The organism is Nocardiopsis synnemataformans (assembly GCF_965343085.1).
Lineage (GTDB): Bacteria > Actinomycetota > Actinomycetes > Streptosporangiales > Streptosporangiaceae > Nocardiopsis > Nocardiopsis alborubida.
Genome location: NZ_CBDRFA010000015.1, coordinates 79,329 through 94,647 on the forward strand (window position 1 = coordinate 79,329; position 15,319 = coordinate 94,647).

12 protein-coding genes are annotated in these 15,319 nt (G+C 73.2%); 4 read left to right on the plus strand and 8 right to left on the minus strand.

Going from position 1 to position 15,319, the window contains the following annotated elements; translation table 11 throughout:
* Positions 1–45: 45 nt before the first annotated feature.
* Positions 46–2,187 carry a 3-hydroxyacyl-CoA dehydrogenase NAD-binding domain-containing protein gene (locus ACSIH6_RS11305; protein WP_435108201.1) on the minus strand — a complete coding sequence of 714 codons (2,142 nt, stop codon included), beginning with the start codon at positions 2,185–2,187 and terminating at the stop codon, positions 46–48.
* 2 nt (positions 2,188–2,189) lie between these two features.
* Positions 2,190–3,389 (minus strand): thiolase family protein, encoded by a 1,200-nt coding sequence (locus tag ACSIH6_RS11310; RefSeq protein ID WP_150252576.1) that lies wholly within the window; start codon positions 3,387–3,389, stop codon positions 2,190–2,192.
* Between the two features lie 268 nt (positions 3,390–3,657).
* Here ACSIH6_RS11310 and ACSIH6_RS11315 point away from each other — a divergent pair, with 268 nt between their 5' ends.
* Positions 3,658–5,433, plus strand: coding sequence for an ABC transporter ATP-binding protein (locus ACSIH6_RS11315; RefSeq protein ID WP_435108230.1), 1,776 nt, complete (start codon positions 3,658–3,660; stop codon positions 5,431–5,433).
* 144 nt (positions 5,434–5,577) lie between these two features.
* Here ACSIH6_RS11315 and ACSIH6_RS11320 read toward each other — a convergent pair whose 3' ends face one another.
* The 3 genes from ACSIH6_RS11320 to ACSIH6_RS11330 form a co-directional block, all read right to left on the minus strand.
* Complete coding sequence (locus ACSIH6_RS11320) at positions 5,578–6,603, minus strand: tetratricopeptide repeat protein (RefSeq protein WP_435108231.1); 1,026 nt, start codon at positions 6,601–6,603, stop codon at positions 5,578–5,580.
* A 200-nt stretch (positions 6,604–6,803) separates the two neighbouring features.
* Positions 6,804–8,057 carry an HRDC domain-containing protein gene (locus tag ACSIH6_RS11325; RefSeq protein WP_435108232.1) on the minus strand — a complete coding sequence of 418 codons (1,254 nt, stop codon included), beginning with the start codon at positions 8,055–8,057 and terminating at the stop codon, positions 6,804–6,806.
* Between the two features lie 98 nt (positions 8,058–8,155).
* Positions 8,156–8,731 carry a DUF3000 domain-containing protein gene (locus ACSIH6_RS11330; protein ID WP_435108202.1) on the minus strand — a complete coding sequence of 192 codons (576 nt, stop codon included), beginning with the start codon at positions 8,729–8,731 and terminating at the stop codon, positions 8,156–8,158.
* Positions 8,732–9,032: 301 nt separating this feature from the next.
* Here ACSIH6_RS11330 and hemE point away from each other — a divergent pair, with 301 nt between their 5' ends.
* Positions 9,033–10,058 carry a uroporphyrinogen decarboxylase gene (gene hemE / locus ACSIH6_RS11335; protein ID WP_435108233.1) on the plus strand — a complete coding sequence of 342 codons (1,026 nt, stop codon included), beginning with the start codon at positions 9,033–9,035 and terminating at the stop codon, positions 10,056–10,058.
* Between the two features lie 70 nt (positions 10,059–10,128).
* Here hemE and ACSIH6_RS11340 read toward each other — a convergent pair whose 3' ends face one another.
* Positions 10,129–11,190 (minus strand): DUF4349 domain-containing protein, encoded by a 1,062-nt coding sequence (locus ACSIH6_RS11340; protein WP_435108203.1) that lies wholly within the window; start codon positions 11,188–11,190, stop codon positions 10,129–10,131.
* A gap of 194 nt (positions 11,191–11,384) precedes the next feature.
* On the opposite strand from ACSIH6_RS11340, the gene hemG reads away from it, so the two are divergent.
* Both hemG and hemQ read left to right on the plus strand, forming a co-directional pair.
* Positions 11,385–12,851: a protoporphyrinogen oxidase gene (hemG, locus tag ACSIH6_RS11345; RefSeq protein WP_435108204.1), complete on the plus strand. Its 1,467-nt coding sequence runs from the start codon at positions 11,385–11,387 to the stop codon at positions 12,849–12,851.
* The gene (hemQ, locus tag ACSIH6_RS11350; protein WP_435108205.1) at positions 12,848–13,558 is read left to right on the plus strand and encodes a hydrogen peroxide-dependent heme synthase; all 711 of its coding nucleotides are present in this window, start codon (positions 12,848–12,850) and stop codon (positions 13,556–13,558) included. Before hemG ends, hemQ begins: the two co-directional genes overlap by 4 nt.
* 109 nt (positions 13,559–13,667) lie before the next feature.
* Here the strand turns inward: hemQ and ACSIH6_RS11355 are convergent, their stop codons facing one another.
* Positions 13,668–14,471, minus strand: a complete 804-nt coding sequence (locus tag ACSIH6_RS11355) for a CDP-alcohol phosphatidyltransferase family protein (RefSeq protein ID WP_435108206.1) — start codon at positions 14,469–14,471, stop codon at positions 13,668–13,670.
* Complete coding sequence (locus ACSIH6_RS11360; RefSeq protein WP_435108207.1) at positions 14,458–15,126, minus strand: phosphatidylserine decarboxylase; 669 nt, start codon at positions 15,124–15,126, stop codon at positions 14,458–14,460. Before ACSIH6_RS11360 ends, ACSIH6_RS11355 begins: the two co-directional genes overlap by 14 nt.
* Between the last annotated feature and the right edge of the window lie 193 nt (positions 15,127–15,319).

The window sequence follows — 15,319 nt, forward strand, 5'->3', positions numbered from 1 at the left end:
GGGCCCGGCATCCGGTGCCGGGCCCGCCGCGGGGTTTCGCGAAGGCTAGAACGCCTTCGGGTCGCCCTCGTGGAACCGCTTGCCGTTCACGGCCTCCGACACCCCGACCTTGTCCAGGTAGGGGGTGATGCCGCCGGTGTGGAACGGCCAGCCCGCACCCGTGATCAGGCACAGGTCGATGTCGGCGGCCTCGGCCACGACGCCCTCGTCCAGCATGATCCGGATCTCCCGGGCCAGCGCGCGCAGCGCCCGGTCCAGGATCTCGCTCTCCTCGGACGGCCTGTCGCCGCCGACGAGCAGCGCGCGGACCTCGGGGTCGATGCTGAAGTCCGGTGCGTAGATCGCCGTCTTGCCCGCCTTCACGATCTCGGCCAGCTCGGCGGAGACCGCGAAGCGCTCGGGGAAGGCCTCGTGCAGGGTCTCGGACACGTGCAGCGCGACCGCCGGGCCCACCAGCTGGAGCAGCAGCAGCGGCGACATCGGCAGGCCCAGGGGCGCCACCGCGCGGTCGGCCGTCTCGGGCTCGGTGCCCTCGCCGACGGCGCCCAGGACCTCGCCCATGAACAGGGTAAGCAGGCGGTTGACCACGAACGCCGGGGCGTCCTTGCACAGCACCGCGGTCTTCTTCAGCTTCCTGGCGGTGGCGAAGGCCGTGGCCAGGGAGGCCTCGTCGGTCCTCTCACCGCGCACGAGCTCCAGCAGCGGCAGGACCGCGACCGGGTTGAAGAAGTGGAAGCCCACGACCCGCTCGGGGTGCCGGAGCTTGGACGCCATCTCGGTGATCGACAGCGAGGAGGTGTTGGTGGCCAGGATCGCCTCGGGGGAGACCACGGCCTCCACCTCGGCGAACACCTGCTGCTTGACCTCCATCTTCTCGAACACGGCCTCGATGACGAAGTCGGCGTCGGAGAAGGCGTCCTTGGTCAGCGAGCCGGTCACCAGGGCCTTGAGGCGGTTGGCCTTGTCGTTGTTGACCCGCCCCTTCCCCAGGAGCTTGTCGACCTCGCCGTGCACGTGGGCCACGCCCTTGTCCAGGCGCTCCTGGTCCAGGTCGGTCATGACGACCGGCACGTCCAGGCGGCGGGCGAACAGCAGCGCCAGCTGCCCGGCCATCAGACCGGCGCCGACGACGCCGACCTTGGTGACCTTGCGGGCCAGCGACTTGTCCGGGGCGCCCGCGGGGCGCTTGGCGCGCTTCTGCACCAGGTCGAACGCGTACAGGCCCGCTTTGAGCTCGTCGCTCATGATCAGGTCGGCCAGCGCGTCGTCCTCGGCCGCGAAGCCCTCGTCGCGCGTGCGGGTCTTCGCCTGGGCGACCAGTTCGACCGCGCGGGCCGGGGCCGGGGCGGCGCCGTGCAGCTTGCCCTCGACGGTGAACCGGGCCATGTTGACCGCGTTGTCCCAGGCCTCGCCCCTGTCGACCTCGGGGCGCTCGACCACGACGTCGCCCTTGAGGACCTTGGCGGCCCAGCGCAGCGACTCCTCGACGAAGTCGGCGGGCTCGAACATCGCGTCGGCGATGCCCATCTCGAAGGCCTGCGTGCCCTTGAGCACCTTGTTCTGGGCGAGCGGGTTGTCGATGATGACCTTGAGGGCCTTCTCGGCGCCGATCAGGTTGGGCAGCAGGTAGGTGCCGCCCCAGCCGGGAACCAGGCCCAGGAAGGTCTCCGGCAGCGACAGCGCCGGGACACCCGAGGAGATGGTGCGGTAGGTGCAGTGCAGCGCCACCTCGACGCCGCCGCCCATGGCCGCGCCGTTGACCAGCGCGAAGGTGGGCACGTCCAGCTCGCCGAGCTTGCGGAACACGTCGTGGCCCAGCTTGCCGATGGCGTGCGCCTGCTCGCGGTTCTGGAGTGCCGGGACGCCGGTCAGGTCCGCGCCCACGGCGAAGATGAACGGCTTGCCGGTGACGGCCACGGCCACGATGTCGGTGCGCGCCCTGGCGGCCTCGATCGCCGCGTCCAGGCTGAGCAGCCCGCCGGGGCCGAAGGTGTTGGGCTTGGTGTGGTCGTGCCCGTTGTCCAGGGTGATCAGGACCGCGGTGCCCGCGCCGTGGGGGAGTTCGATGTCACGGGAGAGCGCGTTGGTGACGACCTCGTCGCTGAACAGCCCCGAAAGAGAACTGTGACGCGAAGCGTCTCCGTTGAGGGTGGTGGTGGGCGACGGGCGGGACTCGTCGATCGGCATGTTCACTTGCCCCCCTCGTAGTTGGTGTTCTCCCACAGGACGGTCCCGCCCATGCCCATGCCGACGCACATGGTGGTCAGGCCGTAGCGGACGTCGGGGCGCTCGGCGAAGTGGCGCGCGAGCTGCATCATCAGGCGCACGCCCGAGGAGGCCAGCGGGTGGCCGAGGGCGATGGCGCCGCCCCAGGGGTTGACGCGGGCGTCGTCGTCGGCGAGGCCGAAGTGCTCCAGGAAGGCCAGCACCTGCACGGCGAAGGCCTCGTTGATCTCGATCAGGCCGACGTCGTCCATCGAGATGCCCTGGCGGGCGAACAGCTTCTCGGTGGCCGGGACCGGGCCCACGCCCATGACCTCGGGCTCCACACCGGCGAAGGAGAAGTCGACCAGGCGCATCCTGGCGCCCAGTCCCAGCTCCTCGGCCACGTCCTCGGCGGCCAGGATCGCGCCGGTGGCGCCGTCGTTGAGACCGGCGGCGTTGCCGGGCGTCACGTTGCCGTGCGCGCGGAACGGGGTCTTGAGGGAGGCCAGCGACTCCATGGTGGTGCCGGGCCGGGGCGGCTCGTCCTGGGTGGCCAGGCCGTAGCCCTTCTCCAGGGAGCGGACCAGGACCTCGACCAGGTCGGGCTGGATCAGGCCGTCGGCGTAGGCCTTGGCGACCTTCTCCTGGCTGCGCACCGCGTAGGCGTCGGCCCGCTCCTTGGTGATGGAGGGGTAGCGGTCGTGCAGGTTCTCGGCGGTGTTGCCCATCACCAGCGCGGACGGGTCCACGAGCTTCTCGGAGAGGAAGCGCGGGTTGGGGTCGACGCCCTCGCCCATGGGGTGGCGGCCCATGTGCTCGACGCCGCCCGCGATGACCACGTCGTAGGCGCCGAAGGCGATGCCCGCGCCGGAGGTGGTGACGGCCGTGAGCGCTCCGGCGCACATGCGGTCGATGGCGTAGCCGGGGACGCTGCGGGGCAGTCCGGCGAGGATCGCGGCGCTGCGCCCGATCGTCAGGCCCTGGTCGCCGATCTGGGTGGTGGCGGCGATGGCGACCTCGTCGACGCGCTCGGGGGGCAGCCCCGGGTTACGGCGCATCAGTTCGCGGATCACGCGTACGACGAGGTCGTCGGCGCGTGTCTCGGCGTAGAGGCCCTTGCCTGACTTGCCGAACGGGGTGCGGACCCCGTCGACAAACACGACATCGCGGGCAGTTCGCGGCACGATGGCCCCTCCTTCTCCAAGGGTGGATGGACTCGTTGACCCCCATGCTACTCGCCAGTAACAACTTGTGCGAGCAGCGGACCCCCCGACTTCGGTCAGGGGCGGAATCAGGGGTGATCCCCGACTTTCGGCAGTGGCACCGCACGCCCGTCGCGCGGTTGGCTGGGCGGGCGTTCCACCACGGGACACAGCGAACCACAGCGAACCACAGCGAACGACGGCGAGACGCCGTGGAGCGACATCGGGGGCCCACGTGTCAGATCCGGGCGTGCGCGACGCCGACCACGCCGCGAACACCGAGGCCGCGCCCAAGGCCTCCCTGCGCCGTCTGTGGGGGGTGTACGCCCGCCCCCACTGGCGCGTGCTCGTCCTGGGCGGGGCGCTCACCTTCCTGGGCGGTGTCACCAGCCTGTCCCAGCCCCTCCTGGCCAAGTACGTCATCGACGCGCTCGGCGCGGGGGAGCCCATCCTCGGTCCGGTCCTGACCCTGACCGCCGTCATCCTCGGCGGCGCGCTCATCGGTGCCCTGGGCGCCTTCCTGCTGGAGCGCACCGGCCAGAGCGTCGTGCTCGGCGTGCGCCGGGGTCTGGTGGGCCGCCTGGTTCGGTTGCGCGTGGCCGAGGTCGACCGCCTCAAACCCGGCGACCTGGTGGCCCGCCTGACCGCGGACACCACCCTGCTGCGCACCGTCGCCACCAGCGGCATCACCAACCTCTTCACCAGTTCGGTGCTGCTGGCGGGCGGCATCGTGGTCATGGCCGTCCTCGACGGCCTCCTGTTCCTGCTCGCCGCCGGGATGATCGTCATGGTCGGCCTGGTCATGGGCGTCATCCTGCCCCGGATCGGCACCGCCACCCAGGCCGCCCAGGCCGCCCTCGGAGAGATGGGCTCGCACCTGGAGCGGATCTTCGGGGCCTTCCGCACCGTCAAGGCCTCCTCCGCGGAGGAGGCCGAGACCGCCCGCCTGGACGCCGCCGCGGTCGAGTCCTGGCGCAGGGGCGTGGCGGTGGCCGGGTGGACGGCCGTGTCGGGCACCACCGCCTCGCTGGCGGTCAACGTCGCCTTCCTGGCCATCCTCGCCGTCGGCGGGGGACGCGTGGCCGCGGGGGAGCTGCCGGTCTCCTCCCTGATCGCCTTCCTGCTCCTGCTCTTCTACCTCATGGAGCCGATCAGCACCCTGGTCAGCTCGGCCACCGAGCTCCAGACCGGTCTGGCGGCCGTGCGGCGCGTGGACGAGGTCGCCGACCTGGGCCAGGAGGACCTCCGGGACGGCGCGGTCCCCGCCGCGGGGCCCGACCGCTCCGCAGCGGTGGTCTTCGACGACGTGGCCTTCCGCTACCACCCCGACCTGGCGCCGGTGCACCACGGCGTGAGCTTCGAGGCCTCCGGGGCCGGTCTCACCGCCCTGGTCGGCCCCTCGGGAGCGGGCAAGACCACCGTGTTCTCCCTGGTGGAGCGGTTCTACGACGCCACCTCCGGCCGGGTGCTCCTGGACGGGACCGACGTGCGCGCGTGGCCGCTGGCGGCGCTGCGCGCCCAGATCGGCTACGTCGAGCAGGACGCCCCGGTCCTGGACGGCACCCTGCGCGAGAACCTGCTCATGGCCGCACCGGAGGCCACCGAGGAGGAGCTGGCCCGGACCGTGCTCCGCGCCCGCCTGGGCGACCTGGTCTCCCGTCTGCCCGACGGCCTGGACAGCGCGATCGGCCACCGGGGCGTGACGATCTCCGGAGGGGAGCGCCAGCGGGTGGCCATCGCCCGCGCCCTGCTGCGCGGTCCCCGGCTGCTGCTGATGGACGAGGCGACCTCCCAGCTGGACGCCGCCAACGAGAGGGCGCTCAAGGAGGTCATGCTGGACGCGGCCCGCCACACCAACGTCATCGTGGTGGCGCACCGGCTGTCCACGGTCACCAGCGCCGACCAGATCGTGGTCATGGACGCCGGTCGGGTGCGCGCCGTGGGCACCCACGAGGAGCTGGTGGCCGCCGACGACCTCTACCGCGACCTCGCCGCCGGGCAGCTGCTCACCGCGGAGGCTCCCTGAACACGCCGAGGGGCCGGGGCGCAGGTCGAACTGCTCCCTGGCCCCTCACAGGCCGCTTCGCGGGGGAGTGGTGCACCCTCAACCGACGCCTTCGGCGCGGTATCCCCTTCCGGGTGACGGTCGTGCCCGGGAAGGCACCGGCGCTCACAGCAGCGCGTTGGCCTCGCGGTGGCGGCCCGCGGCGTTGTAGGCGCCCGCCAGGTCTCGGCGCAGCCGCAGCGTCAGCCGCCGCACCTCCGGGTCGCCGGAGGAGTTCAGCGCCACCCGGTAGGCGTCGCGCAGCACCTCCACCGCGTCGTCGGAGCGCCCCGCCTGCGTGTAGGCGCGGCCCAGGCGGTGGTGCACCGTCAGGGTGTCCAGGTGCCCCTTGCCCAGGCGGCGGCGCCGCCCGGCCAGCACCATCCGCAGCTGCCCGATCGCGTCCTCGTAGCGCCCGGACATGCTCTGCGCCGCGCTCAGCCCCAGCCGCAGCTCCTCACGGCGCTCGGTCGAGGCCACGTCCTCGATGGCCCGCTCGTAGTGCACCACGGCCGCGTCCAGGCGCCCGCTGCGCCGGTAGCAGACCGCCAGGCGCATACGCGCCTCCACGGTGTCCTCGTCGGCCGAGCCGAACTGGCGCTCGCGCTCGCGCAGCAGCATCTCCCACTGCCCCGCCGCGTCCGCGGGACGACCGGCGTCCTCGTAGGCCCAGGCCAGGTTCTCGCGGATGATCTCGGTGCGCGGGTGCTCCTCGCCGAAGACCGCCACCGCCTCGGCCAGGGTCAGCTCGAACTGCTGCACCGCGGCCTGGCGGCGCCCCATCTGCGCGTACTTGGTCGCCAGGTTGTTGCGCGCGGTGATCGTGTCCGGGTGCTCGGTGCCCAGCCGCTCCACCAGCGACCGCAGCGTCCGCTCCAGGGAGGCGGCCCGCATCCCGGCGGTGGGGGCGGGGGCCTGGACCACCCCGGAGGCCGCCCGCGCCGCCTCCTCGCGCGCCCCGGTCAGGGCCAGCGGCTCGGTGGGCGCGCCGCCCACCGGCGCGGGGCTCGGCACGGAGACCCCGGTCGGCTGCTCCGTCGGCTGTTCCACGGGTTGCTCCGCGCGCGGGGGCACAGTGGTATCGGCGGACCGGGTCCTGGTCGCGCCCTTGAGTCCGGTCTCGCGCAGCAACGCACGCCAGAACGACAGCACAATCACCACATTCCCCTGATCGCGCACCGCGGCCTCCAGCCTGCGGCGTAACACCCGTCGGACAACCCGTACCCCGAAATCACCAGGGCACGTTTCTATAACTTAATCGGACACGGGGCTACGGAACAGGCATCAACCGCCCTGAGGGCACGGTGAGTTCGCTCACTCCTGGGTTGACCGTGTCAGAAGGGGGTAAAAGGCTACGCCTGATCGGCGGTCCGCAACGCTGTGGCCAGGGGTTCCGCGGTCAGGGTGACCTGCCACTCACGGGCCCCGCGCTCACGCAGGAACGCGCCCACCGTGTCGGGGTCCACCGCCTGCGGCGGTGCCCACGCCAGGCGGCGCACCGTGTCCGGCAGCAGCAGGTTCTCGGTCGGCATGACGATGTCCTCGGCGATCCCCGTGACCGTGGCCCGGACCGCCTCCAGGCGCCGCGCCGCCTCCGGCGCCCGGTCGCCCCACCGGTTCACCGGCGGCGGGCCGTCGCCCGGGGCGTTGGGCCGGGGCAGCTCCGCCTGCGCCATGTCCCGCGCCCGGTTGACCGCCTTGATCCACGTGGTCAGGTAGCGCCGCGCCAGCTTGATCCCGAACTGCCGGATCTTGGCCAGCTCCGTGGTGGTGCGCGGCATGGCCGTCGCCGCCTCCACGATCGCCGCGTCCGGCAGCACCCGGCCGGGCGAGATGTCGCGCTCCTGGGCGATGCGGTCGCGTTCGTACCAGAGCTCACGCACGGCGGCCAGGGCGCGCTGGTTGCGCACTCGGTGGATGCCCGAGGTGCGCCGCCAGGGATCGGTGCGCGGCTCCTTGGGCGGCGCGGACAGGACCGCGGCGAACTCCTCGTGCGCCCATCCCAGCTTCCCGGTCTCCTCCAGCTCGTCCTCCAGGGAGTCCCGCAGGTCGATGAGGATCTCCACGTCCAGCGCCGCGTAACGCAGCCAGTCCTCCGGCAGCGGGCGCTGGGACCAGTCCACGGCCGAGTGCTCCTTGGCCAGCCGCAGGTGGAGCAGCCGCTCCACCATGAACCCCAGGCCGACCCGCTGGTAGCCCAGCAGCCGCCCGGCCAGTTCGGTGTCGAACAGGCTCTGGGGGCGCAGGTTGATCTCGGTCAGGCAGGGCAGGTCCTGGTGCGCGGCGTGCAGCACCACCTCGGCGTCGCCCATGGCGTCGTTCAGCGCGCTCAGGTCCGGGCAGGCGATGGGATCGATCAGCGCGGACCCCGCGCCCTCGCGGCGCAGCTGGACCAGGTAGGCGCGCTGCCCGTACCGGTAGCCGGAGGCGCGTTCGGCGTCCACCGCGACGGGGCCCGTCCCGGCGGAGAGCGCGGCGACCACACCGGCCAGCGCGTCGGCGTCGGAGGTGACCTCGGGCAGGCCCTCGCGAGGTTCCCGGAGAAGGGGGGCCCTCTCGGCGTCGTCGTCGTTGCCTGGTTCGCGGGGTTCTGTCTTGGAGTTCAACGCGTTCGCCACACCACTACGGTATGCGCTGTCGCCACCGGACGCGGATCCGGACCGGTCGCGGGCCCCGGGGGCACAGGGGGCGCAGGGGCCGACGGTCAGGGCCGGGAACGCTTGCCGGTGATGTCGGTGACGTCCAGCGGCGGCAGGCCCGCGGCCGAGGCCAGCAGCGCCGACCACGCCTGGACGTGCCCGGACAGGTCGTCGGACTCCGGTGTCCAGGAGGCGCGCATCTCCACCTCGGTGGTGGCGCCCTGGTCCGCCTTGGTGCCGAAACCCTCGGTGGTGGCACGGGTGACCGTGCCGCTCAGCGTGTGGTGCGTGGCGCCGCACGCGTCCAGGGCGTCGGTCAGCCAGCTCCAGGCGACCGGTCCGAGAAGGGGGTCGGTCGCGATCTCCGACTCCAGTTCGGAGTTGGCCTGGCAGACCACCCGGAAGGGGCCGGGCCAGTCGCGCGTGCCCTCGGGGTCGTACAGGACGATGAGCCTGCCCCAGGCGACCTCCTCTCCGTGGACGGTCACCTCGGCCGAGACCGCGACGGCGTGGGGGGCCAGCCGCTGGGGGGCGGGGATCTCCCGGACGGTGATCTCGGGTCGCAGGAGGGGCGAGCGCAGGGCCTCGACCGCTCGCCGGAACGTCTCGTGTGCGTCCTCGGCGCTACCGACATCGGGCATGGTGGAAACGTCAGCCTTCATTCTGGGGTGATCACGTCTCGGCGGGGGGCGTGTGGACATGCTCCGCCTCCCCGCCGGAGGCGGAACGGTGGGCACGTCAAAGACCGTGGCATGAGTCACGGGCTGCGAGTCGGAGTTCGCCCGGCGTGTCGGCGTTTTGTGATGATCTTGGGACCGGCCGACCGCCGACGGCGCCGGTTCGCGCTCCCCTGACCCCCGTCGCCGGTCCGCGGACGCGCGCCCGGGTTCGGCGATCCGAGTGGGAGCAGCGGGCGGGGCATGGCACGATCGAGGGGTGACGCTGCAAGATTCTCCTTTCCTCCGCGCCTGCCGGCGCCTTCCCGTGTCCCACACCCCGGTGTGGTTCATGCGCCAGGCGGGGCGCTCCCTGCCCGAGTACCGACGGGTCCGCGCCGACGTGCCGATGCTTGAGGCCTGCGCGCGCCCCGACATGATCACCGAGATCACGATGCAGCCGGTGCGCCGCTACGACGTCGACGCCGCGATCTTCTTCAGCGACATCGTCGTCCCGCTCAAGGCCATCGGCATCGACCTCGACATCAAACCCGGAGTCGGCCCCGTGGTCGCCGACCCGATCCGCGACGCGACCGGCGTCAAGCGGCTGCGCGAGATCGAGCCCGACGACCTGACCTACATCACCGAGGCCGTGGGCCAGTTGGTCGGCGAGCTGGGCGACAAGCCCCTCATCGGCTTCGCGGGCGCCCCGTTCACCCTGGCCTCCTACCTCATCGAGGGCGGCCCCTCCAAGAACCACGAGCACACCAAGGCGCTCATGTACGGCGAGCCCGAGCTGTGGGACGAGCTGATGCGCCGCCTGGCCACCATCGCCCTGGGCTTCCTGCGCACCCAGATCGAGGCGGGCGCCAGCGCCGTCCAGCTCTTCGACTCCTGGGTGGGCGCCCTGAGCGCCGAGGACTACCGCGCCTCGGTACTGCCCTACACCTCGTGGATCTTGGGCCAGCTCGCCGAGCACGAGGTGCCGCGCATCCACTTCGGTGTGGGCACCGGCGAACTGCTCAGCCTGCTCAGCGAGGCCGGGGCCGACGTCGTGGGCGTGGACTGGCGGGTGCCGCTGGACAAGGCGGTCCAGCGCGTCCAGCCCGGCACCGCCCTCCAGGGCAACCTCGACCCGGCCACCCTGTTCGCGCCCTGGGAGGTCGTCGCCGAGCGCACCCGCGACATCCTGTCCCGAGGCCGCGCCGCCGACGGCCACGTCTTCAACCTGGGCCACGGTGTGCTGCCCAGCACCGACCCGGACGTGCTCCAGCGGCTCACCGCGTTCGTGCACGAGGAGACCTCCGTCTAGGTCCACCCTCCCCTTCCACGCCGACGGCGCCCGCCCCCGACACGCGGGGCCGGGCGCCGTCGGCGCTGGTTCACTCCCCGTCCCCGGGCGGCGTCCCGCCAGGGCCGGAGGGCGCGCCGGGGTCCTGGCCCTTCGCGGTGCCGCCGGACGCGGCGCTCCCCGAGGCGGCGCCCTTCCCGGAGCCGGTCTTCCGGCCACCCGCGGAGGACGCGCCCCTCGCGGGCCCGCGCCGACGCGAGCGGTACCACCACAGCGGTCCCGCGCCCAGCACGGCGGCGACCACCAGGAACGGCAGCAGCCAGCCCACGACCACGGCCACGCCCTGGCCGAAGGTCACCAGCGCGCGCCAGCCGCGGTCCAGGCCGCCGAGGAAACCGATGGAATCCTCCGCGGGCTCCTCCAGGTAGGTCTCCGGGGGCGTCAGGGTCAGGTGCACCGTCGAGTACGCCGTCTGGTTGCGCAGCGTCTCCAGCCGTGCCTGGAAGGCCTCCAGCTCCGCCTGGCGGGTCTGGATCTCGCCCTCCACCCGCAGCAGGTCGTCGACGTCCTCGGCCTCCTCCAGGTAGCCGCGCAGCGTCTCCAGCGCGGCCTCGGAGGACTCGATGCGGCTCTCGACGTCCGCCACCTCCTCGGTGACGTCCTCCACCGACCGCTCCAGGTTGGAGCGATCACCCAGCCGCGACAGCTCCTCCAGCGCGCCCTCGTAGTCCTCGCCCGGGATGCGCAGCGTCAGTGACCCCTCGGGGGAGCCGCCCTGGGGGGTCGACACCCGCTCCGAGGCGACGTAGCCGCCCGCGTCGAGGGTCAGCTCCTTGGCGAGCCCGACCGCCTCGGACACGTCCTCGACCCGTACCGACAGCTCGGCGGTGTGGACCAGTTCCCGGTCGCCGATCTCCACCTCGGAGCCGACGGCCGAGCCGCCGCCCTCCTCGGCGGACTGCTGCTCGCCCACCTGCTCCTCGGAGAGGCCCCGGTCACCGGCCTCGGGCGCCACGGCCGCGGACTCGTTGGTGGCCCCGGCGCCGCCGTCGGCCATGGGGGAGGAGCAGGACGTGGCCAGGAGGGCCGCCAGGCCCACGGAGAGCACGGTTCCGGCGACACGCCGGGTCGGGGGGAACGCTGAGGTAGCCATGCCCCCTTCGACGTACCCCGCCGCGGGCCCGTTTCGGCCCCGTGGTAACGACCGCGCAACGGAGGCGTGTGACGGCGGCGCGCGGGACCGCCCGGGGCGCCGCGCACGGACCCGCCCCGGACGCGACGCAACTCACGGGGTGTCGCGGGGGAAGGCGGATCACGGTGACCCAGGTCATCTGGGAAGCTGGGGGTATGCCTGAAGCACCGCACGTCGTCGTGGTCGGGGGCGGGGTCTCCGGACTCACCGCCGCGCACCGCCTCCGTGGTCTGGGCGCCGCCGTCACCGTGGTGGAGGCCTCCGACGCACCCGGGGGCAAGCTGCGCGCCTCACCGGTGGCGGGGGTGTCCGTAGATATGGGCGCCGAGGCGGTGCTCGCCCGCCGCCCCGAGGCGCTGGACCTGTTCTCCGAGCTGGGCCTGGACGAGCGGGTGGTGCACCCCGGGCCCGGCGCCGCCGCCGTCTACAGCCGCGGACGGGTTCGTCCCCTGCCCAAGGGCCAGCTCATGGGCGTGCCCGGCGACCTGCGCGCGCTCGCCCGCAGCGGGGTGCTCTCCGGTGCCGGAACCCTGCGGGCCGGACTCGACCTCGTGCTCCCGCGCACCCCGGTGCGCGGCGACGTGTCCGTCGCCGACTACGTCGGGGCCCGCATGGGTTCGGAGGTCGTCGACCGCCTCGTCGAGCCCCTCCTGGGCGGTGTGTACGCGGGCCGGGCCGACCGGCTCTCCCTGGAGTCCACGCTGCCGCAGATCGCGCCCATGGCCCGCCGGAACCGCTCCCTGATGCACGCCGTGCGCACCAGCCTGCGCGGCAGGGGGGCTGCGCCCACCAAGGCGGGGCCGGTGTTCGCCTCCCTGCGCGGCGGGGTGGCCGGACTCGTCGGTGCGCTCGCCGAGCGCCACGCCGACAGCCTGCGCCTGGGCTCGCGGGTCCGCGCCCTGGAGCGCCTGCCCGAGGGCTGGCGGGTCCGCCTGGACAGCAACGAGCGCATCGCCTGCGACGGCGTCCTGCTCGCCTGCCCCGCCCCCGAGGCCGCCCGCCTGCTCGCCGAGCACGCCCCCGGCGCCTCCCGCGACCTGAACGGCGTCGAGTACGCCAGCATGGCCCTGGTGACCCTGGCCCTGCCCGTGTCCGCCTTCCCCGAGCCGCTCACCGGCACGGGCTTCCTCGTCCCGGCGGGGGAGGGGTTGACCGTCAAGGCCGCCACCTTCTCCAGCAACAAGTGGCCCTGGATCGCCGAGGAGCTGGCCGCGGCCAACCCCGGCGACGGCCTGGTGGTGCTGCGCTGCTCCATCGGGCGCTTCGGCGACGAGCGGATCCTGGAGCGCTCCGACGCGGAGCTGGCCGCGGCCGCCGTGCGCGACCTGGCCACGGTCACCGGCATGGACGGGGCGCCGGTGCAGACCCGGGTCACCCGGTGGACCGACGGTCTGCCCCAGTACGCCGTCGGCCACGCCTCGCTCGTCGAGCGGGTGCGCGCCGACGTCGCCCGCAGCCCCGGCCTGGGGGTGTGCGGCGCGGTCTACGGCGGCGTGGGGATCCCCGCCTGCGTCGCCGACGCCCTCCAGCAGGCCGAGCGCCTGGCGGGCGCCCTCACGACGAACAGTCCCACCAGCGGCGGCGAGGCCGCCGGAACGAACCAGCAAGGAGTCAACCCGTGACGGGCCAGCACAACGAAGCCGCCGACCAGGACGGCAGCGACCTCAACTCCCTCATCCGCTACACCATGTGGTCGGTCTTCAAGGTCGAGTCCCTGGACGGGGTCGACCGCGCGGCCGCGGCCGACGAACTGGCCACGCTCCTGGACAAGGCCGCCGAGCAGGGTGTGACCACCCGCGGCAGCTACGACGTCCAGGGCTTCCGCGCCGACGCCGACATCATGTTCTGGTGGGTGGCCGACTCCCCCGAGCAGGTCCAGGACGTCTACACGGCCTTCCGTCGCACGCGGGTCGGCCGGGCGAGCACCCCGGTGTGGTCGGTCGTGGGCCTGCACCGCCCCGCCGAGTTCAACCGCGGCCACGTGCCCGCCTTCCTGGCGGGGGAGGAGCCGCGCGAGCACCTGTGCGTGTACCCGTTCGTGCGCTCCTACGAGTGGTACCTGCTGCCCGACGACGAGCGCCGCGCGATGCTCGCCGAGCACGGCCGCATGGCCGCCCCCTACCCGGACGTGCGCGCCAACACGGTGTCCTCGTTCGGGCTCAACGACTACGAGTGGCTGCTCGCCTTCGAGGCCGACGACCTGCACCGCATCGTGGACCTGATGCGCCACCTGCGCGGCGCCAAGGCACGCCTGCACACCCGCGAGGAGGTGCCGTTCTACACCGGTCGCCGCAAGAGCGTCGCCGAGCTGGTCGAGTCCCTGCCGTAGGGGGGAGGCGGCCCGCCGCTCCGACCCGCGGCGGGCACGGCCACAGCGCGAACGGGGGCGCCCCGGGAGAAGGAGTTCCCTCTTCCCGGGGCGCCCCCGCGCGTGTGCGTCAGTCCTGCGTGGCGGAGGCCCGCCGGACGGCCAGGACGTAGAACGGGATGGTGACGATGAAGCCCAGCACGGCGGCGCTCATCAGGTAGATGAGCGTCTGGCCCGCGGGCAGCCCCAGGCCCCAGGCGGCCATCAGGGCGACCCCGACGGCCAGGACGCCCAGCACCGCGTGGGCCTTGCGCCCGCGCGGCTTGGGGTACTCCATCCGGCTCACCATCAGCCAGGAGATGAGCAGCACCGCCGTCACCCCCGCCATCAGCGGCGGGTCGAGCAGGACCACCGTCACCACGGCCATGGCGCCGAAGGGGCAGGGCAGCCCGGTGAAGTAGCTGGAGCCCGGCGCCTGGCAGGAGAACCGGGCCAGGCGCACGATGACCGCGAGCAGCACGGCGCCGCCCGCCGCGACCGGCAGCAGGTCCGAACCCCCGGTCCGCATGCCCCACACGACGAAGAAGAACGCGGGCGCGAACCCGAAGCTGATCACGTCGGCCAGGTTGTCCAGCTCCGCGCCCATGCCGCTGCCGCCCAGCTTGCGGGCGACCCGACCGTCGAGCACGTCCAGGGCGGCCGCGACGAGCATCAGGCCCACGACCGTGGCCATGGCCGTGCGCGGCAGCGGCCCGGCGATCCCGGCCGTGTCCTGCGCGGACTGGGCCACCACCAGCGCCCACACCGCCAGGAAGCCGCACAGGGCGTTGCCGAGCGTCAGGTAGTCGGCCACCCCCAGACGCAGCCTGGGGGCCTCCTGCGGAACGGTGGAGGCGGTCCCGTCGGCTGCCACGGCGTTCTCAGCCGGCGTCAAGGCGGGTTTCTCCGGCACGGACCTTCTGGCCGACCTCCACCGCCGGGGCGATCCCGGCCGGAAGGTAGACGTCGACCCTGGACCCGAACCGGATGAGACCGATCCTCTCCCCTTGCTCGACCTTCTGCCCCGCAGCGAGATACGGGACGATACGCCTGACCATCGCGCCGGCGATTTGAACGACCGTGATCGCACCGATCTCGGTTTCAAGGGTCCAGATGACGCGCTCATTACGCTCGCTGTCCTTGTCGAATGCGGGGCGGAAGCCGCCCGGTCGGTGCTCGACGCCTGTCACCACGCCGGCGAGGGGGGCACGGTTGACGTGCACGTTGAGGGGGTTCATGAACACCGCGACCCTGGTCCGCCCATCGGGCTGGAGGTCGAGGCTCTGCACGACGCCGTCCGCCGCGGACAGCACCCGTCCGGTCGCCGGGCCGCGCTCGGGGTCGCGGAAGAACCAGGTCATCCCCGCGGCCAGGGCGACCACCGGGACGGCGAGTGCGGTGCGGGTCCGCGAGCCCCGGGCGGCCAGGACGGCGGCTCCGGCGGCTCCCAGCGCGGGCAGCAGCCACGGGGCCGAACCCTGCGCCATGCCCAGGCGCGGGCGCGCCGGGGGACGGTGGGAGGCGGATGAGAAAGGTGAGTCGTCGGTCATCGAGCGCTTTCGTCGCGGGTCTGTTGGTTCGCCCGCACATCGGTTGCCGCTGCGGGGGTCGACCCGGGACTCCCGGGTCGGCTGGCGGAGGATCCGGATGCGACCGGCCCTGCGCGCCGCGCCCCGCGGGCCGACCGGGGACCGGCCGTTGGTGCGCTGGATGCGATTATCCCTGATTCCGCCGAGGACGGGC